Source organism: Natronolimnobius sp. AArcel1, assembly GCF_011043775.1.
Lineage (GTDB): Archaea > Halobacteriota > Halobacteria > Halobacteriales > Natrialbaceae > Natronolimnobius.
This window is the reverse complement of sequence record NZ_JAAKXY010000003.1, coordinates 250811-274462: the sequence shown is the minus strand read 5'-3', so window position 1 is coordinate 274462 and position 23652 is coordinate 250811. Positions and strand designations below refer to the sequence as shown.

Here is a 23652-nt window from a genome sequence, read left to right as displayed (position 1 = left end):
CACAGGGATGAGTGAATGGGCACCGGTGACGGCGAGGCGGACCAACGCGGCTACGGCGAGGGCTGGGAAGAGCTTCGCCGACAGACGCTCCGTCGCGATGGCTACGCCTGTACCCGCTGTGGGGCCGACGACCGCACGCTGCAGGCTCACCACATCATCCCGCGCGGACAGGGTGGCCCGGACGAGTTGTCGAACCTGTTGACGCTCTGTCGGCCCTGCCACGGTGTCATCCACCAGACAAACAAGTCGTTTGACGACGTCCGCGACGACGCGCCGCTCTTTCCCAAACCTGAGGCACCCGCCCCCGTCGCACGGATGCAAAGTCCGGACGACAGCTACTGCAGTCGCTGTGGGCACGACTGCGAGCCGAACGAGCTCGTCGCCTGGACCAACGTTCCGGATACTAGCTCGAGTGCAACTCGTGGCAGTCTCCCTGACCACCTCACGCTCTGCAAACCGTGTGCGGGCTTCCTGCTCGAGTGCGAGCGTTCACCGCTCCGCCGGGAGGACCTCACTGCCAATCACCGCTTTGGGATCCACGAACTCTCGGCGTGGCGACTCGACGCGCCGGTTCGCTCGAGCGTGTTCGCGCCTGCACAGGTAGCGATTCGACGGAAGCCGCGAACGCTTCGCGAACGCGTCATTGACGATACACCGGTTCGATTCGTCTGGAATCACGACGGCGGCCGCTGGCTGGCGATTGGCGTGATCAGCTACGTGCTGTTGGTCTTTCTCGTCGGCACACTGCTGTGATATTCTGGCTTAGCAGGAGGGAAGTGAGAGAAGTGAGAGAGACGAGCGAGAGGAGTGAAACAAAAACTGTAATGTCGAGCGACCGGTGAGTCGGCTACCCGAACTTGCCCGTAATGTAATCTTCGACGCGGTCGCTCTCGGGATTCTCGAAGATTTTGTTCGTATCGTCGAACTCGACGAGGTGGCCCCCAGTCAGGAAGACTGCCGTCTTATCAGAGATGCGGGCCGCTTGCTGCATGTTGTGAGTGACGATCACGACGGTGTACTCTTCGGCGAGCTCTTCGACCAAGTCCTCGATTTTCGAGGTCGCGACGGGATCGAGTGCGCTCGCAGGCTCATCCATCAGAATTACTTCCGGGTCCGGTGCAATCGCACGGGCGATACAAAGTCGCTGCTGTTGCCCACCGGAGAGCTCAAGGCCGCTCTCGTCGAGTTGGTGCTCGACTTCATCGAGTAAGGCAGCACGCTCGAGCGCCGTTCGAACTTCCGCTTCGACGTCGACATCGGCACCGTCTTTGCCCTGAACGCGCAGGCCGTAGGCGACGTTGTCGAAGATGCTCTTCGGGAAGGGGTTTGGTTTTTGGAACACCATCCCGATTTTTCGACGCAGCGCGACAGGGTCGACGTCCTCGTCGTAGACGTTTTTCCCGCGGAAAGAAAGATCGCCATCGACGCGTGCGATATCGATCAGGTCGTTCATCCGGTTGATCGAGCGCAGGAACGTTGATTTCCCACAGCCGGAGGGACCGATTAGGGCCGTCACTTGCTGTTCGGGAATTTCCATGTTGATGCCGTGGAGGGCCTGATCCTCACCGTAGAACACATCAAGATCGCGTGATTCAATGATCGGATCGGCAACGTGTGGCGAACCGAGTGGCGCGTCAGTCATCGGATCCGACCGGGTCTCACCCGCCTCGGACGTCGATACGGTTCGTTGTCCGCCGCTGTTCGCGGTCATAGGGGATATCTAACGCTTGACCCTCGAGCAGTTACCAGTTCCGGATTCGCCCGTCGCGTCTCGGCAGTCGATACCGACTGTTTCCACTCGCGTAACATATCTGTTTCACCGTGATACGTCGATAAAGGAGATGCTATGATGACTACGTCGGACCACTGTGAACTATATAGACCTCTATATTCGGTTGCAAACCAAAATAGAGTGCCATCAAATTCCACCCCACTAGGAAGAAAATGCGCGTGTCTATGCTGACATGATAAGAAGCAGGCGGTGTCTCGAGTCCGGTTTAGGCCGAAACGCTCGAGTCGATTGGGTTCTCGCGATCGCCGTTGATCCGCGTAAAGCCGTAGTCACAGTCGGGACAGCTCCATTTGACCTTGGTTCCAAGGTGCAGGGTCGTACTCGCTGCGCGGTAAAACGTCTTCTCCGTCCCGCAGTCGGGACACTCGTGGTCGAGTTCCATCGTCATACGTGGGCGTTGCGTGTCGAGTGAGTTTAACGTACTGGTTCAGGTGCCGACCACCGTGCGGTGTCGCCGGGACGAGAGGCCGCGCCAGTAGTTAAGTGCGCATCGACCCTCTCTTCGTTCATGTCGATTTACACTGGCCGCGGCGACGACGGGGAGACAGACCTCCGCGACATGACGCGCGTCTCAAAAGCAAGCCCGCGAATCGAAGCCTACGGAACTGTCGATGAACTCAACGCCCTCGTCGGGACGATTCGACCGACCGAATACGACGATATCGACGACTGCCTGCAGACGGTCCAAAACCACCTCCACATCATCCAAGCAGAGTTTGCAACGCCCGAACCCGAGGCGGATGATCCTGCGATTCGATCCGACCACATCGACACGCTCGAGACGTGGATCGACGACTTCGACGAAGAACTCGAGCCACTGACCTCGTTTATCCTTCCGACGGGAAGCGACGCCGGCGCACGCTTGCACCACGCCCGGACGGTCTGTCGGCGCGCCGAACGCCGCGCCGTTGCGCTCGCCGAGGCTGAAACGATCAACGAAGATGCTGTCCAGTACCTGAATCGCCTCTCAGATGCGCTCTTTACGTTCGCCCGCGTCGTCAACAGCCGAGATGGCGAACTCGAGGATGCGCCGACGTACGATGAGACCAGTTGAAACGGGATGGAGACGAGACGGGGCGCATGATCAGGACACGGTTGCGGCTAGCGAAAGGAAGTCTTAAGTCGAACGCAGGGCAACTGCTTCGTGCGGGTTGGTGATCTAGTCCGGTTATGATACCTCCTTCACACGGAGGAAGTCGGCAGTTCAAATCTGCCCCAACCCATACGAACTACGTACGGTTTGTAACTCCGTCGTTTTCGCACCCTCAGCACTTCTAACAGCCGAATAGTGGTTTTCATCGGCCGATTTCGAGTCACGATATTTTGTGAACCCACACAACTGTTTCACGCGGGTCGCCTCCCTCTGGGAATCCGGGTAATTGAACGGTTATTACACATAAATAAGTAGTGGTGGAATTCACTCACAACCGTGCAGCAGTTGTGGGAATTACGTCGGTTCGATGACGCTCTCGTCGATCCGTTCGAACCGTGGTCGTTTCGGCAGCCGGACCGGTATGTGCGTCACTCGGAGTTGTCAAGTCGGTCGGCGAGTGCGTCCATCACTTGCCACAGGAGCCCGGACACTGAGCGTGCACCGAACGAGACCGGCTCGTACGTGTACGCGTCGTTCGTGTCATCGCGTTCCTGATAGTGGAGTAATCCATCGACGTGAGGGTTCGGTTCACAGAGGAATCCGCAGTCGAGCCCGTCCGATTCGCTGTAATGGATGGTGTAGTACGCCTGTATCGGGCTCCGCATCCAGGCATCGTTCGTCCGGTCGGCTGCTTCGGGACCAGGTGATGGATTCGGGATCCACGTTACCCGGAGAGACGCGGTCTCTGTTGGTCGCCTGAACCACGATGGATCGAGCGTGGCCCGTAATTCCCGGTACTCGTCCGGTGGTTCCCCCACAATGGATCAAACGGCAGGGTGTCGCGCCAGTTCGCCACGTAACTCCCGCAAAATGCGATGTCGATCACGACCCAGTTCCGAGCCCCCATCGAAGCGAACACGTCCTCGGGAGGAGTCAGAAGTAGCGCGTCGGTGGATGCCACCGTCAGACTGGTTATTCGACACACCCCGGTCGCCGGTCATACGGTGATCGACGACGGGTCAGACGTCCAGGTGTCGTAGTTCTTGATCGCGTCCTGCACGAGCGAGAGCCGATACCGGGCGAGTTCCCAGTCGCTTGCTGCCCGCGTCAGTTCGTATGCCAGCTCAGCAGAGACCTCGTCCACGGCTGCTCGTTCACGGAGTGTGTCGGGGGAGTCAGCGTCATACTCGGCTTTCCACTCCGCGATATCTTCTTTCAACGCCACTGCCTGCTCTGCAAGTTCCCGTTTTGTCGTGTCTTCGAGTAACTTCCGGACGTCTCGGAGTCGCGTGTACAGCGGATCCGGATAGTAGTGGCGGACCCCGTCCTGCTCGGTCGCCATCACGACACCAAGATCGATGAGTCGGCGCAGATGGTCCCGCGCGGTATTCGGAGAGACGGCTGCCTCTTCAGCGATCCAAGAGGCGGGTCGGGGCTCCGAAAGCGTCATCGTGACCGACTTCACCCGATCGAACGCCGACGCGTGCTCCTTCCACGCCCCTACCCATTCTGGCTCGTCGCCGGACGCATTTTCGGGCGGCATACGCGACAGTAGTCGCTTGAGCACAATAATTCTACTCCTCCTCAAATTATTGCGCACTATCTGCTAGCTCTCAGGGAGTTGCAGTCCTTCCCTGCAATGGGAAAACTAAAATCGGCCGGCCTGCAATAATTTTCGAACAATTAGGTGGATCTGTCTACGTAATGTTTGACTCAGACTACGATGATGAGTCAGAGGCCATCATCAATAGGCAATTACTCCGTCTTGTTGACGCTGAAGAGGAAGACTGGCCCTCGGGAGTCTATGATCGCCACGCTTGCTTCCAAGAGAATCTAACTGAATGTATTCGAACCTCTCTTGGACCTGATTTCTACGATGAGGCACTCCGAGATGGCTGCGACAAATACGGATATCACAAACAGTCTCGGGGAGCAAAGAACCCGACAGTCATATCTAGTGTATTCAAGACTGCAAAAGAGGATGATCGGTCTGTCTCGAAGATTGACGAAATTATTGATCACGTCCTCACTATGATTTAATTAAAGCCCTGGGGTTTTTTATGCTCCGCTCTGCGCCGCGTTGGTGATTACTCCTCCTCTTGTAGTGTCGATTTGATTTCATCCCTTGTCTTCCCCAACTTCCACCGGAGACGATCAAGCCCGTCTTCAACCGTGATTGGGTCAGCATATTCAACATCGTCAGATCGGTACACTGGCGTTATGTTAACGGTCTCCGTTGCAGCAGGGTCGTCCGTGATGATGTGGATGTCGTACAGGATGCCAACCTGATCTCCATCCTTGAGGTCGATCACCGCTTCGGTGACCGTCATGTGTTGCATCGGATCAAGCATTGGGTTGCTTCGATCGTCAGTGTGGACGATGATCTGCATCGAGTGCATCTCCTCTTTCGGCAGTGGGTGGCTCAGCGTGATCGCAGCGATGCCATCGACTGACTTCTCGATCTCATCGATAACCGCCTTGATCGGCTCTGATAACGCCCGTCTTCGTGCTGTCTGGTCGTCTTCGTTGCTGTCGAGGTTATTTTGTTGCATTTTTGGTATAAGGGATTGGTTGGCTGGTGTTACTGTGCGGTGTTGACGTTCTCGATGAGATCAGCAAACTCCTCAAGGACTGTCTCTGAGCTGGCAGAGCGTTTCTCGCACCAGTCGAGGGCTTCTTCTTTCGTGAGCAACTCTAACGTTTCACCGTACGTTGTCCCATTTGGGGTCTGTTCGGCGTACTCCGTAGCCGCACCGCCTTGACAATGCAGGAAGTACTCACCGTTCGAGTCTTTGTACAGCGTTTCTGCGAGGGCGTGGAAGTCACCCTTGTCTACTATGGCCCCATGCTTGGCAATTCGGTCCGCACTGTCCGTGTCGTAGACCTTTCGGTTGATTACGCGTTGCATTGCAAGCCGGGCTTAGACGCATTGTTTAAAAACCCTCGTAGCAGGCGGGTAATCGACCGGCTAAGACGTTTATTTAGTTAAAATAATCTTGGACTATTTGTTTCACAGGAGGCTGGAGCGCGCGTATTCTTGCGATTTTGGAGATATCATTCACTATTGTGGCGTAGAGCAGACCAACCGAGGATGTTGATTGTAGTAGGATACGCGATGCGACGTTCAGATCTCGCTGCCAGACTAACTCGATGGTGGGTCCTCTAGTTAGATAAGCAATAACTCTGGACAAATCGTACTTCCCCCTACAATAGACAGACCAATCTTGTCCGCAACGTGAAGAGCGTCATTTCGCCTTTTGAGGTACCCGAACACGTCTATTGGTTTGTTTGGTGTTTTCACCGGAATCGATAACTTGTGTCAGTCCACAACACAGCAATATGAAACGGTTCCTTCGCTACTTCCTCTACCGCGAAGTGTATCGGTTAATCCGCAAATCGATGCGCGACTCGGGTTCGGATTCGACGTCCAACTCTCAGCCGGTCGAGCCAGGAAAGGTAATTGAAGAAGGGCGGCATTCAGTCGGAAATGCGCAGGACTTTCCGGCTGACGGCGGTCAGATCGAATCACCGGCGCAGCTCAAAGCCGTCCTCCAACGAATGGATGCGTACGACTTCGAGCACTTCATCGGCGACCTCTGGGAACGGATGGGGTGGGAGACGGAAGTCTCGACGGCTGCCGCGGACAAGGGTGTAGACGTCACCGCCGAAAAGGCAACACCTTACGAACAGACGCTGCTAATCCAGGCGAAGCGATACGGTCCGAACACGACCGTCGGGTCACCCGAGGTGCAACAGTACGCGAGCCTGCGTCATCAGTACCACGGCGTCGATAAGGTGTTGCTCGTCACGACTAATGGCTACAGTCGCCAGGCGAAGGAACTCGCCGACCAACTGAACGTCAAACTCATCAACGGAGACGAGCTCGTCCAACTTGTCCTCGAACACGACGCCCTCGACCTGGTCGTTGAGTATCTCGACTTCGTCGAAGCCGTTCCCGAGGAGGACACCTCGCAGTCAGCGGAGCAATCGGCCGATCGACCGGAAACCTCGTCCGAAGCAGGAGCGCCGTCGTCGGAGTCGAATGTGTCGGCACAACAACCGACTCAGATGGGTAGTCCGCCTTCCACGCACTGGCATAAGGTGGTAATGGGGGCGACGATCGGCTGGGTCGTCGTCTTCTTCAGCGTGGTGGCGATCCCGGAGGCACTCTGGGGTCTACTGTTTCTGGCGACGTGGGTCGCGCTTCCGGCGGCGATGTTCCTCGATGCGCGTGAGATCGGCGACGTCACCGACTGGCCGAAGTACACGTGGGCCTACGTTCTCGCGTCGCTGCTTTGGTTCGTGGCTGTCGTTCCCGGCCTCGTCTATCTCTGGCGACGTCGATCCGTCCCGGTCAAAGACGAGATGGATTCAGCGTCTGGTGAGCAAGCGTCGTCGATCGATACGTCTCAGTCCAGTACTGAGGAGCAGCACACGGAAGCATCGGACGAGTCGGAGTCAAACGCCGATGTCGATGGGTCAGCGTCGGAACCTCGGTCATCAGGAGAAGATTCCGGCGATCGAGATCACGCTCGCGTTATTGGCTACGAGGAGGAACGCTACACGTGCCAAGTGGAGCGGTCGCCGAACGGCGAGTGGCTTGTGGCGTACGGTCGTGGTACCGATCCCGACGACGCGCGGGTGTTCGTCTACGACGATACCGGGTTACGGATTACAGAGACGATCGCGGAGCCGACGACCGCGTCAGTCGCCGATTCCGGACGAACCATCGTTATCGACGCGCTCGACCCGGACGAACATTCGGCGAAACTTCTCGTCTTTGAGCCGGACGGCACACAGCCCCTCACGCACTACTTCAACGCCGACATCACCGACTGCGACGTTACGCCGGACGGCGTGTATGCGGTCGTAACGACGTATCCACCGGACGACAGCGTCTACGTATTTGACTTGGAGTCCGGTGACCGACGGACGAAGCACGAGTTACGCCATGAGAAGGCGAGACAGGTTACGCTTCGAACGGAAGGCAGTGAATGGGAGATCCAGTTCAGTACGGAAACGGGCGCAGATCCGTCGTACGCTATCGACCTAGATGGCGAGATTGTCTGGGAGGAAACTAACGACCAAAGAGAAGCCAAGCGAGAGGATGTGGACGAACGTGACGATCCACAACACCTCATTGAGACTATCAAGTCTCTCCGCGAAGCGTACGACACCGCCGAGACCGAGCCGGAACGAAACGACGTCGCACAGTCATTAGCAGACGCTCACTGGGCGTTAGCGAACGCGCTCGAAGACGACGACCCTGAGGCCATGCAGGACCAACTCGATCAAGCCAAGAAACGGTACTTCGAACTGCTTCCCTGGTACGAGGGCAAGTCGGGAGCTGCGAAGGTGCTACGAAAGCAGGGGACCCACTATCTCGAACGCGGGGAGGAAGAACGAGCCGCGGAGTGTTTCCGACAGATCAAACAGCTCGAAGACGAGTACAGCGTCCAATTGCTTACGGAAGAGGACGAGCGGCATTTAGAGGCCCTTAGTTGACTACGGGGAATTCGTACAGGAAACGGTACTAAATCGGCCGATTTCCACTTTCACATCGAATGGGGAACTAATATACGGTCGGGTGTTACACATTAACCAAGCAACGCTGCGTGAGGTGCCCTAATGCATATACCCGAAGGACAATACAATCTCAAGGAATTCTGCCGAGTCATCTTTGACTCGCCTGAGTCCGTCCTAGAGGGGTACCACGGTCAACGCATCAAATCATTCCTCTATCTTTCTGACGACGGTTGGCGAGAATACCTCGACGAACACTACGAAATTGAAGAACTAGGAGGTATCACGAAGTTCGTTGGGGAGTATAGAAACCGAAGAGGTGCTGAGCAACCCGCCAAATTCTACGTCGGAGAATACAAGGACGACCTCCAGATGGTTGTTACTGCTGAAACCGAGGAAGCAATTCGACAGGCCTTACGTCCCGTCTCGGAACACAGTGACTGCCTGTCGCCGATGCCGATTATGACTGAGGACTTTCAGACGATGAACGAGATCGTCCTCAGTACTTACGAGGATATGCGGATTTCCGAGTTCAAATCAAAACGAGTCCCAAGTCTGGCAGATGCTCGAACCCGACCAGATGTCAATCGTGAGATTGAATACAAAGGATTGGACGGCCGCGACCGACTTGACGACTTCCGCGATGAATACGGTGTCGTCCCAACCCGTATCCAGTACGAACACGAAAACGTCTCTATCAGGATTGACACCTCTGGCAAATTCACTTTAGAGACCGTCAATCAAGAGAGCTTCAACATCCTGTTCGAACTGCTGAGTGAAGTTGTCGTGAACGTGCTCGAATTGCTCGATGTAGCGAACCAGATCAAGTTCGAGAAGCGGGAGGTGGAGCCGGGAAACTTGAAAATCCAAGTGCCGGAGGTGAGTTCTGGTGAGATAGATTTTGATCACCCAGTGACGTTGATGCAGGCAGAGAGTTTCATCAAAGGCACCAAAAATAGTGATGAGCTGAATTTTAGTTTCACCGATGTCACGAAACAAGCCGGCTCACTCGACTTCTCCGCGCAGGTAACAGACGAGAATAGAGGATCACTGTTCAACGTTAGTGCAACCGAAGAATCGATGCGAATCGTTCCAAAACATAACTGTTCGTTCCCGTCTCTCGTCGAGTTTTACCTAGCCGTAATTCAGATGCTGGACGGTGGCGCGAAGATGAAACTTTACGAATCACAGACTGCGGCCTAATATGACAAACGTTGATCCTCCCGAATCGGTGCTGGAGGGTCAAGAAACGAAATACCGTGGACTGTACGGTAAGTGCATCCATCATAAGCTTCGAGAATTCCCGGAGCAATCCAAGCGCGAAAACCTCCGTGAGGAAATTGACGTCCAGCGCCATCATCGAAAACTCATCAGTTACTCAATCTTCCCATTCGCGCAGGGAGAACCCGCTGGATACAAATTCATCACCGCTGAACCACTTGAGGAACTTGGCGTCCCGAACTTCGATTTTCTACTTTGGAACCTCGATGGGAGCGTGATTTTCGGTGAAGCGAAATCATCGATTCCGGCCAGTGCTTCAACCGTAGTGAATCAACTACAGGAACGCAAAGAGGTAGCCAAGGAGCACAAGGGGTACATTGAGGAGGAGTATCTCGGTAGTGAGATTGCCCACATGGAATTTGTGGTGGTGACGTACGTCAACCACGGTGATAAGATCGCTAAAGAGATTATCGAGACAGGCGCGGAGTTCATCACGTGGGTGGTGGATGCGCATTCAGACACCCTGTGGATCCGTCAAGCTAGGCCAACATCGTTTCCTGACAACCTCGAAGCCGAAGACCCGGATGCGATGCTCGAAGAGCTTGATCGAAGACATACACACGATGTGGCGTCGTTGAATGGAGAATTAGATCGGGTGACGACGAGTTTTGGACAAGCGGACGTCTTGCCAACATCGATCATCGTTGATCGATTGCGCGTTGTCGTGCAATCACGCCGGGTAGAAGACCGACACCCGTGTATTGACCGGGAGGATATAGAGGAGTACGTTTCTAACAGCGCATTGAATTATACCGACGAACGGATCTCAGAGATTGTTAACGAGTTGATCGAGGCTGGAAAACGGATTAACTTCCTGTCTGAGTGGGAAGATGATCGTGCTGAGTTTAAAATTGTCTCGAACTATACAGCCAAAGACGATCTTGAAAGGGTCTTAGAGGACAAATGGGTTGAGTGGCGAATCGAGGATATGAAGGACGAATTGAGGGACGAATGCGAGGAACGTGTGGTTGCTGAAATTGGTAAGCAGCGCCAGCTTGATGAATATGGCATCGGTGTTTCGAAAGAACCGGATACAGATCCAGCGTAACTAACGGGAGAGGGTATTTTACCGGATAGGAGCAAAAAATAGTCTACAGAGAGAGTAGTCATTGTAGTCAGGTTACCATACATTTCTTATGCAATGAGTGTCTCCGATTCGCCATGACTCTCCAGCAGATCACCGCGTCCGATGTTGCCAGCTGGGACTCTCTACAGGATATTGCAGCCTCCTTCGAAAAACGCGGGCTAAAACCTCGCCCCAATCTCGGTGACGATCACGAGTTAGTACTCCAACTTGCTGATGACGAGTTCATCGTCCTTGTACGGGCTGGACTCGGAGAATCTGCAACGGATTTCAAACCAGAAGACACCGACCGCCGGCATACGAATCTCGTTGCGACAAACGATTTCGAGGAATTCACGTTCATCACGCGAGTTCGAACCTTTGGCCAGCAACACGGCCAGATCAAACACCAGAAGCTCTCGTTCAGCAAGTCGCAGTTCACTAGCGATAGCGGTGAGAAGAATACCATTCTCCAGAAACTCAACGAAATCGAATACGGTTCTACCGCTGCTATCTATGGAGATCTCTACGACACACAGCAAATCGTCAAGGAGTTCTACGAGGACTTCGAGAAGCTTCGGACGGAACTCGTCCAAGAAGTAAGCGGCGTCCCAGACGATCGAGGCGACGCTAAACAGCGATATGTCCAAGTTACGCTCGATCGGATGATCTTTCTCTACTTCATCCAGGAGAAGCGCCTCCTCGATCGGAATCCCGAGTACTTACACGAACATCACAAACGGGTCGCTGGCGAGGATGAGGATGTGTATGAGGAGTTCTACGATCCGCTGTTCTTCGATCTTCTCGCTGAAGGGAAGCGAGATCCGGAATTCGGCAGTCTACCATATCTGAACGGTGGGTTGTTCACCACGAATCCCGTCGAAGAGGAATTTCCAAACGCTAAGCTGGGTGAGTCAGCCGAGGAGACGAACGAGTTGTTCGGTCGGATTCTGGACTTCCTCTCGGAGTGGAACTGGAACGTTGATGAGCGGCTGGATATCGTCGATCCGAAGAATCTCTCCCCTGCGGTCTTGGGTCACATCTTCGAGCAGACAGTGAACCAGAAGGAGATGGGCGCGTACTACACGCCCGAAGAGATCACCGGGTTCATGGCCCGCCGTTCTATTCATCCCTATCTCTTGGATCAATTAAACGAAGCCGTTGATGCCGACTACGAAGAGATTGACGACATCTTCGCATTGAGCAGTCTCGATGCAAAGACGACTGGTGATGAAGTTGTAGCTGACGGAGGGACAATCACTCAGCAAGGGCCAACAGCCGACGTACAGACTGATCACGTAGAAACGCTCTATTTCGATATTCTTCAAGATGCACGAGTGCTTGACCCAGCAGTAGGTAGCGGAGCATTCCTACTGGCAGCTCAAGATGTGTTACTCGATATTTATCTTCAGTGTTTGGAATTCTTTGAAGAACTGGAGCAGGAGGGCCGTAGCTGGGAATTATCGAGTCGGACGCGAGATGAACTACAAGATATACAGAGTCGCAAGGGGAGTAAGACGCTCTACGCTAAGCGAGAGATTATTCTGAACAACCTATATGGCGTAGACATTGACGACGGTGCTGTCGAAATTTGCAAACTTCGACTGTGGCTTTCAATGGTTGCAGATATAGAGGACGAACCGAATGAGGTTGAACCGCTTCCAAATATCGACTTCAACATTCGCCAAGGGAACTCACTGATCGGATTCACCGAGATCGTTGAAGTAGCAAATGCGGATGGCGATGCAGCGTTAACGAACTACGGCGGCGGCACAGGAACCGGTGTTAAGGAAATGTATGAGGATGTAATTGAAGCGATTGAGCGTCATCAGGGTTCTACGAGTGCAAAAGAGGCGACAAATGCCCGGAAGTTAGCTGAAGCAAGAATTGAGTCACATAGTGAAGAATTGGATAAGAAGGTACTCGAACAATTCTATGACTCTGGAATAACAGAGATCTCCTTGGATGAAATTAAAGATTTTTGCCCTTTTCATTGGGTATTGGAGTTTGCACCTGTATACAGGGACGGAGGATTTGACATAATAATCGGAAACCCTCCATGGGAGGTTTTGAGCCCTAATCGAGATGACTTCTTCTCAAAATATGATGAGACATTTCGGACATATAATGCTGACCAGAAGGATGAGATACAGAAACAATTATTAGAAAGTGAGGAGGTGCATGATGATTGGGAAGAGTATAAACTAAATCTAGAGTGGCGAGCGGACTTTTTCAACAACAGTCAAGAATACCAGTTACAAACACCCAAAATCGCTGGCCAGACTATCGCAAGTGAAAATGATCTATCTGCTCTCTTCCTTGAAAGGACGTTTAATATCGTTTCTGGTGAGAGCTATGTTAGCCTAATTTTACCAGGTTTTGTATTCACAGGAGCAATTGCGAAGGATCTACGACGACATCTTCTTGACGAGAATTCATTAGAATCAGTTGTAGGATTTGAAAACAAAGGTATTTTTGAGCAGATACACGGCCAGTACAAATTTGGAATAATAACTTTCAAATCATCTGGCAGAACAGAGTCTGTTATTGGAACCTTTGGCCATACAGATACTGAGATACTCAAATATATTGACAGCGAATCTGTAGAAATACCTAGGTCAGTTCTTGAGAACTTTTCTCCGGGTGCCGGAATATTCCCTTCAGTCACATCTCAAAAGCAAGCAAATGTGCTTAAGAAAATCTTAGATCACCCACCAGTAGGCAATCAAGAGGAACACGCCTGGTGGGGTGACTTAGTAACTAAGGAACTTCACGAACCTACAGATAAGGGAAGGTTTGTTGAAACCGAAAATGAAGGAGATTATCCGATATATGGAGGTGCGAACATCCACCAGTATCTACACGATAATAAGATTGATAAAGAGTTAGATGGGCCGAGATACTGGAGTATAGAATCTGAGGATCCGGATAAGAGTGCTAGGGCAAGAATCCGACAGAAGGCATTCAACAAGGGACGGCTCAAAAAAGCTATTTACAACAACTTCGGTGGACCGGAAACTAGCAAATCGCAGAAGCAGTTTGTGAATGATCTTCTGAAAGAAAAGCGGGGAAGGGGGCTAAAACCTAGTGATTTACTCCCTGACTTCACGGAATATCGAATTGGATATCGGAACGTTACAAATTCGACGAATGAGCGTACACTCGTTGCAGCGGTGATTCCTCCCGGAACGGCATGTTTAGAAACGCTACAATCGTTTCGGCCATACTACATTGAACCAGATGAAAATGATTTACAATCGGACAGTCTTCATTCAGCCTATAAAAGAATCTTCTCTGATAGAGAGCTATTTGCAGCACTCGGCCTGCTTAATAGCATCCCGTTTGATTACCTAATGAGGCGGAAAATTGAGACTCACATTGTCAAGTACAAGTTTGAGGAGAGTCAAATTCCTCGTCTCACCAAAGGCACTGAATGGTTCCATTACATCTCAGAACGAGCAGCTCGCCTCAATTGTTACGGTGAAGATTTCGAAGAGATGCGAGATCGGCTAAACGGCATCAAGCCAGCTGTAGACGAGCAGGCTCGTCGTCGCTCACAAGCCGAAATTGACGCCGCTGCATTCCATGCCTATGGGCTCAATCGTGAAGATACGGAGTTTGTCCTCAACGATTTCCACCGAGTTGAGAACCCACGGTTGATGGATGAGCCGTATTTCGAGATGGTGCTAGACAAGTACGACGAATTGACCGATATCGGGCCATGTGAGTAGCCGTAATTTGATTACGTCTTATTGAGAACTCTGCGGTAATGGTATTTCATATCGACGGTGACGACGTTCGTTCTCTTTCCCGCACTAGCTTTGAAGCCATCGATGTCGCGGAGGCAAACATCGAGGAGTGGATCATCCAGAACCCGTCTATGCTTGGAGAAGAACTGCTCGTCGTCGCGTCCCAGTACGCCAAGTTCGACAGGACCACTGAGCGGCCTGACGTGCTTGCACTTGATCCAGAGGGGAAACTGGTCGTCGTCGAACTTAAGCGAGACAGAGCAGACAACACGACTGATCTACAGGCGATCAAATACGCCAGTTACTGTTCCACGATCAGCGCTGAGGAACTCCAGCAGGATTATCGAACCTTTTGGAACGAACGCGGCGATCACGAACAACTCACCCCGGAAGATGTCGGGGAACGGTTTGCCGAATTTCTCGGTGACGAGGTTGCATCCATAACTGGTGACGGCTATGCTGAGTTTGCACTCGACGATAGGCCTCGGATTCTCCTCGCAGCTGGTAGCTTCGGGCCCGAAATTACTACGCCAGTTATCTGGCTCGAACGAGAGTTCGGCATGGACATCACCTGTGTAGAACTCGAAGCGCATCGTACGGAAGGTGAGGACGTCTATGTGAGTTCTCGCCGTATGCTTCCGATTCCAGAAGCTGAAGAGTACATGGCGAAACGTCGGGAGAAGGAGCGACAACAAAGCCGGTCGTCAACCCGCGCTGAACGAGCGATTACCGTCCTTCTGGAAGCAGGGATCGTCGAAGAAGGTGATATCGTAGTGTTTGATGAAGGGAGTGTTCCTGATGATGCCGACCATCGTTTTGATCCAGATGACGATTTCTGGCGCGGACGAATCACTGGGAAGACGGGACGAAGTGATAACGTAGAGTGGCTCGAAAACGGCGCTGAGTATTCATTTACGAAACTCGCACAGACGGTTCTCGAAGAGACTACTGGCCGTGAGTTCAACGTAAACGGATACCCATACTGGCGGCATACAAAATACGACATGACACTTACAGAGTTACGCAAAACGGAAGTGGGAGATATTGATTGGTAGATCTACGGGTGTCGAACAGTCTTCTCTGGCGTGTTATCGAAAGAGTCACGCAACTCCTGTTGACCTGTATTAGCCGTAACTGACAGGGTAGAGTAGCAGTAAGAGCAACCAATGAGACGATTTGAGGTAGGAGATCGGATTCGAGTCGATATTCCGGATAAGGACGATCCCGATCATGAACGACTCCATCGAAAACACGGTACAATCGTCGAAATATTCGAGGATGACGCTGGCCAAGAAACAGGGGATTCACGCGACTCGTATCTGTTTAACGTCCAGATTGACGATGGCACAACCGAACACCTCCGATGGAGAGACCTCCGACCCGCTTCAGATCTATAACAACGCTTCTGCCCATGCCATGGATTATATGACCGACTATTATCGGCTATTTATTCATGAGCCCACGACTCCCCAGCAGACCAACCGAGCCCGAACCTCGCTCTCGCCGACTAACGTCTCCTGATACTCGGTCGATTCAGCCACATATTCGTCAAGGAACTCCTCCAGCGCATTGAGGAATTCCTCTACCGGCCAGTCCGGTAGCGTCTCGTATTGATCATTATGGCGGAAACGGTCTCGAAGAACCTGATCCTCATCTGTGTTCTTGAGTCCAACCTCTCCCAGCCGGCTTCGTAGAGCCTTCGCACGATCGCTGGCACTGTCGTAATCTCCCGACGTTGGTTCGTCCTGGAATCGGGGTTCGATATACTGTCTACAGAAGCTGATCAACGTTTCCTGCTCTTTGGAGTGATCTCCGCCGTGCAGGAATGCACCTTCGACCTGACTTTCTCGGATCGACTCTAACCGTTTCTCGATGAGATCTTCGATCGCTTCTCGATTTTCGAGTACACGTGAGGTCTCCGCATTCTTGCGAATTGGCTCTCCGTCGGTATCGGGTTGGAACCGTAGCATACGGACGTGAGTCTCCTTGACGTCGCCTCCGAACCGTCTGTGGTAGAACGCTCGTTGTACTCGTCCGAGTGGCGATTCGTCCTCCTCGTCGAACCAGAGGTGGGCTAACCCGAACACGCCCGCTGGCGGCCCTGCATCCATGTCTGTGACATTTGTGTACAAGAGATCTCGATCGTCTGGATCGTCCTCGAAGTAGCCTTCGGCGAACTCGAAGTCATCTGCTTCCAATTCGTACTCTTCGTTGAGTTCGTTTTTCAGCAGATATCGCTCGTAAGCAGCGTTCTCATCGCTGCCAGCGTGTCGGAGAAGTGGATTCTTGCTCGCGTCGTCGAGTTCGTTGATGTCGTCTACTGCACGCGACTCTCGCAAGGAGCGTTCGATCTCCTCGACTTCGAGCTCACCGATCGTCTTCTCGGTTTCGACGCCAGCTCGTTCGAGAACCTGATCCTCGTTTGGATCAAGGATATTGTTCTCTTTGCCGACGATCAATGCGATGTCGTTGATCTTTGCCTGAAGACGTTCAAGGAGCTTAATTGCAGCTTCGATGTCGCCGTCGGGGTAGAAATTGTGCACGTACTTGTCCGCCGTACTCCCGATCCGATCCACGCGACCAACACGTTGTACGATCCGCATTGGATTCCACGGCAGATCGTAGTTGACGACAACGTTGACATCCTGAAGGTTAACCCCTTCACTGAGCGTGTCGGTCGCAATGACGTATTGGAGTTCGCTTTCGTCGGATTCTGCGAGCGTTCGCTGATATCCCGATGCTTCCGGTGCAAATCGCTTGATGATCTCCTGCTTGTTTTCGTCGCCGCCCTTGACGACGGCGCTATTCGCGTCGGTGAGTGGTGTCCCGGGATCATTACGGAGCGTCCGATAGACGTATTCCGCGGTCGCTCGGTACTGCGTAAAGACGAGTACTTTCTTGTCGTATCCGGCGAGGATCTCACCAAGTCGTTCGATCTTCGGATCACGGAACTCTCGAAGGCTGAAAACCGCTTCGTAAAACTCACGGGTTGCCCCATCGACGTCACTCAAATCACTGTTGGGGTAGAGAATAGGGTTGAGTTCCTCCTCAGAAACATTCGGAATGACACCGACGTCGCGGTCATGCAACCACTGTCGCGTTTCAACCGCATAATCGCTGACTGCCCCAGTATCATGGGCGACATCACCGATGAACTGTGAAAGGAAATACGCCAAAAGGGTCAGATCCTCCCGAATGTACGTTTTAACCTCGCCTATGGTCGCGTCGGCAAGCTCTGTGTCTTCGTCTCCGCCATCGGCTCGTACAACTCCCGCATCAAATCCGAACTCTTCTAACGTCTGTTCGAGGTCTTCTGCGGCATCTTTTCCTTCGACGAAGTCATTAAGTGTTGCTCCATCGTTGTCAGCTTGGAAGTCATGGAGTGCATCAATGTCTTCGTTTTCGGGTAAGGAGTCAAGTAGGCCGAGGAGTGCTCGCTCACTCTCGTGGAGGGTTTCGAGCGACTGGACGAACGCATAGGTGGATGATTCCAGGCGTTTGAGTAGATTTAGCTTATAAAGCGCTTTCAGTGTCCCACCACCTTGCGGGTTCCTGATTGTAATATGAGGTAGGTGGAGCGCATCCATAACATCGGGAAGCATCCGATAGATCGGTTGATACGCAGGCGGGAGAGAATACTCCTCCTTGGAAAGATGTGGAGGTTTAAAGCTCATCTCGAAGTCTTCCTCGTCGAGGATTTCGTCCTTGACGTGCTTTCGGGTCCGGAGGACCATCACCTCGTTCAGCATCTTGGAAATCTCCTTTGAGCGCCGTTGGAGCTGATCCGTTAGTTGTTGTTTCTCCTCCTCGGAGGCTTCTTCTTTGTCGGCTGCGATCCGTTTTCGCTGCTCGGCTAAGTCGATATATTCGTCGAACGCGCTGAAGTCGAGACTCGCCTTGTTTCGTAGCTCTTCCGAACCGGTAAACAGCGAGATGAGATTTTTCAGGTCGGTCGCAGAGTTGTTAATCGGCGTCGCCGTCAACAAAATCATCGTCTTCCCGCGAAGCTGTCGGAGATTTGCGTGACGTCGCGTTCCCTTGTAATCATCCTCGTGATCGGGATTTGGACGCCACTTTCCGAAGTTTCTGAAACGATGTGCCTCGTCGATTAGAACGACATCGTAACCGTTTCGGAGTTCCTGAACCTCCTCGTAGGAGAGGTTCTGAAACTTGCTGATCGACATGACATCGAGATGCTTTCCGTCAACTTGGAGCCCAAAGAACGGGTTTCCATCTTCGTCGGTCTGATCCTGGAGGAGATCAATCCATTGCTCGGTCAGGTTTGCGGGGACGATTAGGAGACAGCGATCCCCTCCTTGGCGATAGTCATGAAGCAACTCACCACCGATGAACGACTTCCCCAACCCAACCGAATCGGAGATGATACACCCGTTGTACTGGGACAACTTTTCTTTGGCGCTCTCATAGCCGAGTGATTGGAAGTAGTAGAGTGGGCTATCTCTCGTACAGACATTGCCGCTTAGGGCATCATATGCGAGTAATTTGTACAACTCGAACGGTTCGAGATACTGACCGAATTCGACACCGCTGTCTACACTTTGGTCGTCTTCTTGTTGGTCCTTCCACTCCTGGTATCGATCGCTCGTTTCAATGATGTCTACGAGATCCTCACTGAACTCATCAGCGTTTGCCCACTGATTATCGTACCAATCTTCGAAGTCTTCGACTTTGTGGGGATCCTGTGTCGTCAGATTCAGCTCAATGTTATTCCGTTGTCCGCTGGCAGTGAAGTTAGACGAGCCAACGACAAGTGCACAATCTCTGCGATCTGTGTCACCATCCCGGAGTTCTGGGTTTTCGGGCGCGAGACGGAAACTCGTCCCTTTCGCGTGGAAGTAACCCTGTTCGGGCGCTCGAACACGTATCTCGACATAGCCCTGCTCGATGAACTCTTTGAGTCGATCTAACCGATCGAGTTGGGCATGGTTCAAGCCCGCGATATCGGCCCGTACCTCGTCACGGAATTGATCTCGTAAGCTTTGTCCCTCTGTGATTTCATCAGCTGTTTTCTGATCCGTCTGTCGGCCCATCAGAATCCGCATAGGGGCGTATTCGTGTTCAGATGGATCGAGTAGACTCTGTAAATCCTCTCGAAGGAGGTCGAACCCGGAAAGATAGAAGTATCCAGTCGCAATCCTCACTTCCTCGGTTTCAGGAAGTAGCCTGCGGTGAATCTCCTCAAGCTTTATTTCCCCGTTATCAACCAACGGATCCAGGTAAACCATGTCGTGTATCGTCACATGACTGGTTGGCCTCTTAATGCTTTTTAGACATTAGTGCCGAGTGAATCCGCTTATTGGTAACTTCATAGGCATCTTCCACCTCGTTAGATCCCCAAGTATATCGGCGATCGATATCGGTAAAGAACAACGTCACCGATACGTCACGCTCCGGATCGGCCTGCATCAGTGAAGCTGCGTACGCCATCACCTGCGGCTCATGGTGATTCGCACGTCGTTCGAGGAACTCTTCTACGGATTCGTTGTCACCCGTTCGATCTGTCTTGTAATCGACGACGTGGTACCGATCGGGTGTGACGACCAGGTGGTCGATGTACCCTTGGAGCTCTCCGTTCGGAAACGTCAACTCAATCGGGAACTCGTCGTATGTGGCCAGCATTTCACTCCGCTCGTGAAGATCCTCGATGAACCTGATCGCACACTCGGCCGCACCCTCGATCGAATCGAGATCACCGCTACTCGCCTGAAGTGGCTCATCTGAACCGACCGATCGTTCCTCTGAGAACACCTGTTCGATAAACGATCGCCACGTCTGGCGAGGGGGTCGGACCTCACAGAGTCGGTGTACTGCCTGTCCGAAGACCGCTGCCGAGATGCCGGGCTGTTCGTCCGAGGGTGATCGGTCACTCGTCTCTCTTGTCTCTGCTTTCTCCGTCGTGGTTGGTCGAATGCACCGCTCAGTGTCGTCTGCCGTCAGCTCCATGCTTCCGTCTTCTAGTCCAGTGAGGGCAGACGGTGAGAGCCTGATCTCCCTTATCGAGCGGTTCATCAGCTAAATAGAGTTTGTGCGGACTCATTCGACGATCGGATTTCGAAAATTGCTATTTCTACTCAGTCATCCTCAAATAACTGATCTGGGTTTTTGATATCTGATTGAACCTCAAAATATAGTTCTTCAAGATGAGGCACGACCTTATTATATTCTAGAAAGGCTTCCTTCAGTGCCTCCAAATGCCCCTCGCCGTCGTTGAATTCGAAGGAATGTACTGACCTGAGTACCCTCGGTTCATTGGATTCATTGACTGTTAGCCGAGTATCTTTGATTCGTTGTTGGATTTGGTCCTGAAACCCATCCGAGTGAAATCGCTCCAAGTAACATTCAGTATACTCATTATCTCCGTAAACCCGGAACACAGCTTCCGTTTCCCCTCGTTCAAAATCTTCTAACCTGACGTCAATTGAAATCGCAACAGAAAATCCGGAGGTCTTTTGTGGAGCTCCAGTTGGATTTTGAGGAAGTCTCCAATCTGCCTTCATCAAGCGCCCCCACTTGTTCCCATTTCGAATGGTCGTCCACTTGTCTGTCCAGCCACTTGGTGGATCCTGTTCGAAGCGTCTGTCCCACGATGCCTGATACTCTTTGATGAACTGATCGGCAGCGTCTGTGAGTTCATTAATCATCTCACTGTGTTCGAACGCCAGTTCAACCTTCTCGGAATTCGGACCTTGTTCATTTACCATATTGAGTGACTGCTTAACGTGGTGAACGAAATCGTATAATTGTGCGACGCTTCTAGCAGGATACGCTGTGACACCGGGATTGAAGTGCTGGGAAAACTCTTCGACGACCTCTTGCCAAGTTATTGTTACGAACTTGTCTGCTTTAGGGTCGTTCGCATGCCGACTAGCAAGATACACAAAGTGGTGGCCAGATGATGGAATAGATGCCGTACACAGCTCACCGAATCGAGACGCGTTAGTGTACCGCTCTGTTTGATCCTCCGTTTCTGGGGCATCGACTTTGATTTCCACGCATAGGAACCACATCTCCTCCAGCCAGAGAACAATGTCAGGACGCCCAGTATCGGCCGAGGCCTCGACCTGTATTTCGATGTCCTCAAGATTGTACTCATAGAATTCGAAAGTCGATTCAGAATGTTCTTCAATTAATCTTAGGAACGCTCCAAGGATAGTCGCTCCAAACCCATGTGGTTCATTGGGGGACAGAAAATACGCGAGCGTGTGTTGCCACGCAGATTCCGAACGAGAAACATCAGCCACATCGAAGAAGGTTCGTGGTGGTCGTTTTGACTCATTGAGCACCTGAACTCGGTTTTCAACCGTTTCCAAAACCGATGCAACATGATTTATTTCCACAGACTCATCTATTCGTTGACAACCATAGTTATTTCGACTGACTACTCTATTTGGTGCGGAGACATTTCCCGCTGTGTCTCAGATATTCCCGTGTTCTATAGCCAACTCTCGGTACCAGTCACGGCGGTCGAGGATGTTTTTCAGTGTCCCAACTGACTCGATCGACGTCCGTCCGACAATGTCTCGGTACGAGTATTCTGGCTCGTCAGATTCCGCCATTTCGATAGCCGTGAGTACATCGGGAAACGTCTCTGGATCCGGGACGAGGTATTCCCCGTCGGCGTCGTACGTCGTTCCCCACTTTGGTCGTCCCTCGTCGTACCCGTTCTCTCGCCGTCGTTGGAGTGCGCTCTTTGCCTTTCGGATCTCTTCCTGTTTGGTCACTCGCTCGAACAGCCGGTGCATGTCGTGAGTCAAATCGTCCTCTGCAACGTCGGCAACGTACGCAATCTCCGTATCTCCCTGCTTGCAGGCGTACGTGATGATGGTAAGGTATCCATCTCGGCAGATACGCCGGTCGTCGAAGGCGACGAGATAGTCGTACTCTCCGCTTCGAAGTTGCTCGACGACGTCGAGGACATCCTCGTTTTGATCGAGGAGGTCAGAGTCATCATCCCGAGTGAGTGAACTGAACCCGGTGTGGACGCCCAGGTCGAACATCTCGACCTCGTCGGCGAGCTCGTATGCGAGGTTTGTGACGACCTCACGTTGCTCTTCAAGTCCGATGTCGTCGTCAGATCCGCGAGATTTTCGAATCCACGCGAGCGCCTTACTCATCGTCACCCCGCGATGTGATCTGCAATTCGAGTTTGTTTCGAGATGCGACAGACCACTCGACGTCGGCTCCTGCGAGATCCATCGCGTCTGCAAGTCCCTTGTCCACTGTGACGACGTACTGACCGTTAGATTTGAGCTGAACCTTTGGCATCTGCTCGTACCGTTATTTCTAACGGTAGAGGTAAAGGTATTTCGGGGTGTTCAGGAACTCCAGATTTCCTGAACAATACTTGCTATGCGGAACCTCCGTGAGTGGATCTCCGTGACCGAAAGCGCAAGACTGAGAACGGCGAGCGTAACACTTTTGCACATCCTGCAATATCTTGTCTATTATGCAAGAGCAGATGCGGGTGCTTCTCGATTTCCCCTTTCCGGAGGAACGAGTCTTCCGATACCAGGCGATGCAAGACATCCTCCATCATTTGGTGAATAACCCGTTCGAGGAGTTTACGCAGAAAGAATTAGCGACGATCACTGACTCCGATATCTCTTCTGTCTCACGAGCTGTCGAACTCCTCGAACAGATGGGTGTCCTGGATATTGCGAACGGGAAACCAGCACAGATCAGGATCGATCAAGATCACATCACTGGATCTAACCCACTGTTCACCATTCCACAGCGAGAGTTTCGAAAGCCGGTACAAGCATTCCTCAATGAACTCGCCAAAGACGTCGAAGCCTCTGATGACGTTGACGAGGTGGTTGGGATCATCCTCTTCGGAAGCGTAGCTCGTGGACAAGCCGATCGGAGTAGCGACATCGATCTCCTCGTCATCGTCAAGGGAAACCTTACGTACGGACGTCGCCTCGCTTCCCAACTCGTTAGAGACTTGGAGGAACGAACGTTCCATGGAGAACGTTACCAGTTCGAAGTGCTCGTCGAGACGCCTGAATCTGCTGCATCACACGGGGAAAAGTTACGAGAGATCTTCGATGAGGGACTTGTTCTGGAGCGGATCGGTGCATTAGAGGATGTTCGAAAAGCGGCATATGAAACTGAACGAGGAGGTGAGTAA

At 52.5% G+C, this 23652-nt stretch carries 20 protein-coding genes, 1 tRNA gene and 1 pseudogene; 11 read left to right on the top strand and 11 right to left on the bottom strand.

All coding sequences use genetic code 11. The annotated features are described in order from the left end of the window. The first annotated feature begins 15 nt into the window (after nucleotides 1–15). On the top strand, nucleotides 16–753 hold the full coding sequence (locus G6M89_RS09510) for an HNH endonuclease (protein WP_165161558.1): 738 nt from the start codon (nucleotides 16–18) through the stop codon (nucleotides 751–753). Nucleotides 754–847: 94 nt separating this feature from the next. On the opposite strand, the gene pstB is transcribed toward G6M89_RS09510, so the two are convergent. After that, nucleotides 848–1711: a phosphate ABC transporter ATP-binding protein PstB gene (gene pstB / locus G6M89_RS09505; RefSeq protein WP_165161557.1), complete on the bottom strand. Its 864-nt coding sequence runs from the start codon at nucleotides 1709–1711 to the stop codon at nucleotides 848–850. A 286-nt stretch (nucleotides 1712–1997) separates the two neighbouring features. Then, nucleotides 1998–2180, bottom strand: a complete 183-nt coding sequence (locus tag G6M89_RS09500; protein WP_165161556.1) for a hypothetical protein — start codon at nucleotides 2178–2180, stop codon at nucleotides 1998–2000. 120 nt (nucleotides 2181–2300) lie between these two features. Here G6M89_RS09500 and G6M89_RS09495 point away from each other — a divergent pair, with 120 nt between their 5' ends. Beyond that, the gene (locus tag G6M89_RS09495; protein ID WP_165161555.1) at nucleotides 2301–2846 is read left to right on the top strand and encodes a cob(I)yrinic acid a,c-diamide adenosyltransferase; all 546 of its coding nucleotides are present in this window, start codon (nucleotides 2301–2303) and stop codon (nucleotides 2844–2846) included. 94 nt (nucleotides 2847–2940) lie between these two features. After that, nucleotides 2941–3015 (top strand) — tRNA-Val (locus G6M89_RS09490). Between the two features lie 298 nt (nucleotides 3016–3313). Here G6M89_RS09490 and G6M89_RS09485 read toward each other — a convergent pair. Together G6M89_RS09485 and G6M89_RS22315 are read right to left on the bottom strand one after the other, a co-directional pair. Next, nucleotides 3314–3703, bottom strand: a complete 390-nt coding sequence (locus tag G6M89_RS09485; RefSeq protein WP_241175287.1) for a hypothetical protein — start codon at nucleotides 3701–3703, stop codon at nucleotides 3314–3316. A gap of 179 nt (nucleotides 3704–3882) precedes the next feature. Then, on the bottom strand, nucleotides 3883–4428 hold the full coding sequence (locus tag G6M89_RS22315; RefSeq protein WP_241175286.1) for a winged helix-turn-helix domain-containing protein: 546 nt from the start codon (nucleotides 4426–4428) through the stop codon (nucleotides 3883–3885). A gap of 71 nt (nucleotides 4429–4499) precedes the next feature. On the opposite strand from G6M89_RS22315, the pseudogene G6M89_RS09475 reads away from it, so the two are divergent. Continuing rightward, a pseudogene (locus G6M89_RS09475) lies at nucleotides 4500–4925 on the top strand (hypothetical protein); the annotation flags it as partial. A gap of 47 nt (nucleotides 4926–4972) precedes the next feature. Here the strand turns inward: G6M89_RS09475 and G6M89_RS09470 are convergent. Beyond that, nucleotides 4973–5437, bottom strand: coding sequence for a hypothetical protein (locus G6M89_RS09470; RefSeq protein WP_165161553.1), 465 nt, complete (start codon nucleotides 5435–5437; stop codon nucleotides 4973–4975). A gap of 29 nt (nucleotides 5438–5466) precedes the next feature. Continuing rightward, the gene (locus tag G6M89_RS09465) at nucleotides 5467–5793 is read right to left on the bottom strand and encodes a hypothetical protein (protein WP_165161552.1); all 327 of its coding nucleotides are present in this window, start codon (nucleotides 5791–5793) and stop codon (nucleotides 5467–5469) included. Nucleotides 5794–6224: 431 nt separating this feature from the next. On the opposite strand from G6M89_RS09465, the gene G6M89_RS09460 reads away from it, so the two are divergent. From G6M89_RS09460 to G6M89_RS09435, 6 genes are all read left to right on the top strand, one after another. Further along, nucleotides 6225–8390, top strand: coding sequence for a restriction endonuclease (locus tag G6M89_RS09460; protein ID WP_206335513.1), 2166 nt, complete (start codon nucleotides 6225–6227; stop codon nucleotides 8388–8390). Nucleotides 8391–8513: 123 nt separating this feature from the next. Beyond that, on the top strand, nucleotides 8514–9611 hold the full coding sequence (locus G6M89_RS09455) for a hypothetical protein (protein ID WP_165161551.1): 1098 nt from the start codon (nucleotides 8514–8516) through the stop codon (nucleotides 9609–9611). Nucleotide 9612: 1 nt separating this feature from the next. Further along, nucleotides 9613–10737, top strand: a complete 1125-nt coding sequence (locus G6M89_RS09450) for a hypothetical protein (RefSeq protein WP_165161550.1) — start codon at nucleotides 9613–9615, stop codon at nucleotides 10735–10737. Between the two features lie 113 nt (nucleotides 10738–10850). Further along, the gene (locus G6M89_RS09445; RefSeq protein ID WP_165161549.1) at nucleotides 10851–14483 is read left to right on the top strand and encodes an Eco57I restriction-modification methylase domain-containing protein; all 3633 of its coding nucleotides are present in this window, start codon (nucleotides 10851–10853) and stop codon (nucleotides 14481–14483) included. Between the two features lie 38 nt (nucleotides 14484–14521). Then, a complete protein-coding gene (locus G6M89_RS09440; RefSeq protein WP_165161548.1) occupies nucleotides 14522–15556 on the top strand; it encodes an endonuclease NucS domain-containing protein in 1035 nt (344 codons plus the stop codon). A 111-nt stretch (nucleotides 15557–15667) separates the two neighbouring features. Next, nucleotides 15668–15898 (top strand): hypothetical protein, encoded by a 231-nt coding sequence (locus G6M89_RS09435; RefSeq protein WP_165161547.1) that lies wholly within the window; start codon nucleotides 15668–15670, stop codon nucleotides 15896–15898. Between the two features lie 54 nt (nucleotides 15899–15952). Here G6M89_RS09435 and G6M89_RS09430 read toward each other — a convergent pair whose 3' ends face one another. The 5 genes from G6M89_RS09430 to G6M89_RS09410 all read right to left on the bottom strand — a co-directional run bounded on the left by G6M89_RS09430 (nucleotide 15953) and on the right by G6M89_RS09410 (nucleotide 22787). Then, on the bottom strand, nucleotides 15953–19747 hold the full coding sequence (locus tag G6M89_RS09430) for a helicase-related protein (RefSeq protein ID WP_165161546.1): 3795 nt from the start codon (nucleotides 19745–19747) through the stop codon (nucleotides 15953–15955). Between the two features lie 31 nt (nucleotides 19748–19778). Further along, entirely contained in the window at nucleotides 19779–20465 is a 687-nt protein-coding gene (locus tag G6M89_RS09425) for a PD-(D/E)XK nuclease family protein (protein ID WP_165161545.1), read from the bottom strand. 128 nt (nucleotides 20466–20593) lie between these two features. Next, the gene (locus tag G6M89_RS09420) at nucleotides 20594–21859 is read right to left on the bottom strand and encodes a PD-(D/E)XK nuclease family protein (RefSeq protein ID WP_165161544.1); all 1266 of its coding nucleotides are present in this window, start codon (nucleotides 21857–21859) and stop codon (nucleotides 20594–20596) included. 78 nt (nucleotides 21860–21937) lie between these two features. Then, a complete protein-coding gene (locus G6M89_RS09415) occupies nucleotides 21938–22636 on the bottom strand; it encodes a resolvase (RefSeq protein ID WP_165161543.1) in 699 nt (232 codons plus the stop codon). Continuing rightward, nucleotides 22629–22787 (bottom strand): hypothetical protein, encoded by a 159-nt coding sequence (locus G6M89_RS09410; protein WP_165161542.1) that lies wholly within the window; start codon nucleotides 22785–22787, stop codon nucleotides 22629–22631. Before G6M89_RS09410 ends, G6M89_RS09415 begins: the two co-directional genes overlap by 8 nt. Nucleotides 22788–22968: 181 nt before the next feature. Here G6M89_RS09410 and G6M89_RS09405 point away from each other — a divergent pair, with 181 nt between their 5' ends. Further along, entirely contained in the window at nucleotides 22969–23652 is a 684-nt protein-coding gene (locus tag G6M89_RS09405) for a nucleotidyltransferase domain-containing protein (RefSeq protein WP_165161541.1), read from the top strand.

Coding starts and splice junctions, on each gene's coding strand:
- G6M89_RS09510 (WP_165161558.1), top strand. CDS start 16: ATGGGCACCGGTGACGGCGAGGCGGACCAACGCGGCTACGGCGAGGGC.
- pstB (WP_165161557.1), bottom strand. CDS start 1,711: ATGACCGCGAACAGCGGCGGACAACGAACCGTATCGACGTCCGAGGCG.
- G6M89_RS09500 (WP_165161556.1), bottom strand. CDS start 2,180: ATGACGATGGAACTCGACCACGAGTGTCCCGACTGCGGGACGGAGAAG.
- G6M89_RS09495 (WP_165161555.1), top strand. CDS start 2,301: ATGTCGATTTACACTGGCCGCGGCGACGACGGGGAGACAGACCTCCGC.
- G6M89_RS22315 (WP_241175286.1), bottom strand. CDS start 4,428: ATGCCGCCCGAAAATGCGTCCGGCGACGAGCCAGAATGGGTAGGGGCG.
- G6M89_RS09470 (WP_165161553.1), bottom strand. CDS start 5,437: ATGCAACAAAATAACCTCGACAGCAACGAAGACGACCAGACAGCACGA.
- G6M89_RS09465 (WP_165161552.1), bottom strand. CDS start 5,793: ATGCAACGCGTAATCAACCGAAAGGTCTACGACACGGACAGTGCGGAC.
- G6M89_RS09460 (WP_206335513.1), top strand. CDS start 6,225: ATGAAACGGTTCCTTCGCTACTTCCTCTACCGCGAAGTGTATCGGTTA.
- G6M89_RS09455 (WP_165161551.1), top strand. CDS start 8,514: ATGCATATACCCGAAGGACAATACAATCTCAAGGAATTCTGCCGAGTC.
- G6M89_RS09450 (WP_165161550.1), top strand. CDS start 9,613: ATGACAAACGTTGATCCTCCCGAATCGGTGCTGGAGGGTCAAGAAACG.
- G6M89_RS09445 (WP_165161549.1), top strand. CDS start 10,851: ATGACTCTCCAGCAGATCACCGCGTCCGATGTTGCCAGCTGGGACTCT.
- G6M89_RS09440 (WP_165161548.1), top strand. CDS start 14,522: ATGGTATTTCATATCGACGGTGACGACGTTCGTTCTCTTTCCCGCACT.
- G6M89_RS09435 (WP_165161547.1), top strand. CDS start 15,668: ATGAGACGATTTGAGGTAGGAGATCGGATTCGAGTCGATATTCCGGAT.
- G6M89_RS09430 (WP_165161546.1), bottom strand. CDS start 19,747: ATGGTTTACCTGGATCCGTTGGTTGATAACGGGGAAATAAAGCTTGAG.
- G6M89_RS09425 (WP_165161545.1), bottom strand. CDS start 20,465: ATGGAGCTGACGGCAGACGACACTGAGCGGTGCATTCGACCAACCACG.
- G6M89_RS09415 (WP_165161543.1), bottom strand. CDS start 22,636: ATGAGTAAGGCGCTCGCGTGGATTCGAAAATCTCGCGGATCTGACGAC.
- G6M89_RS09410 (WP_165161542.1), bottom strand. CDS start 22,787: ATGCCAAAGGTTCAGCTCAAATCTAACGGTCAGTACGTCGTCACAGTG.
- G6M89_RS09405 (WP_165161541.1), top strand. CDS start 22,969: ATGCAAGAGCAGATGCGGGTGCTTCTCGATTTCCCCTTTCCGGAGGAA.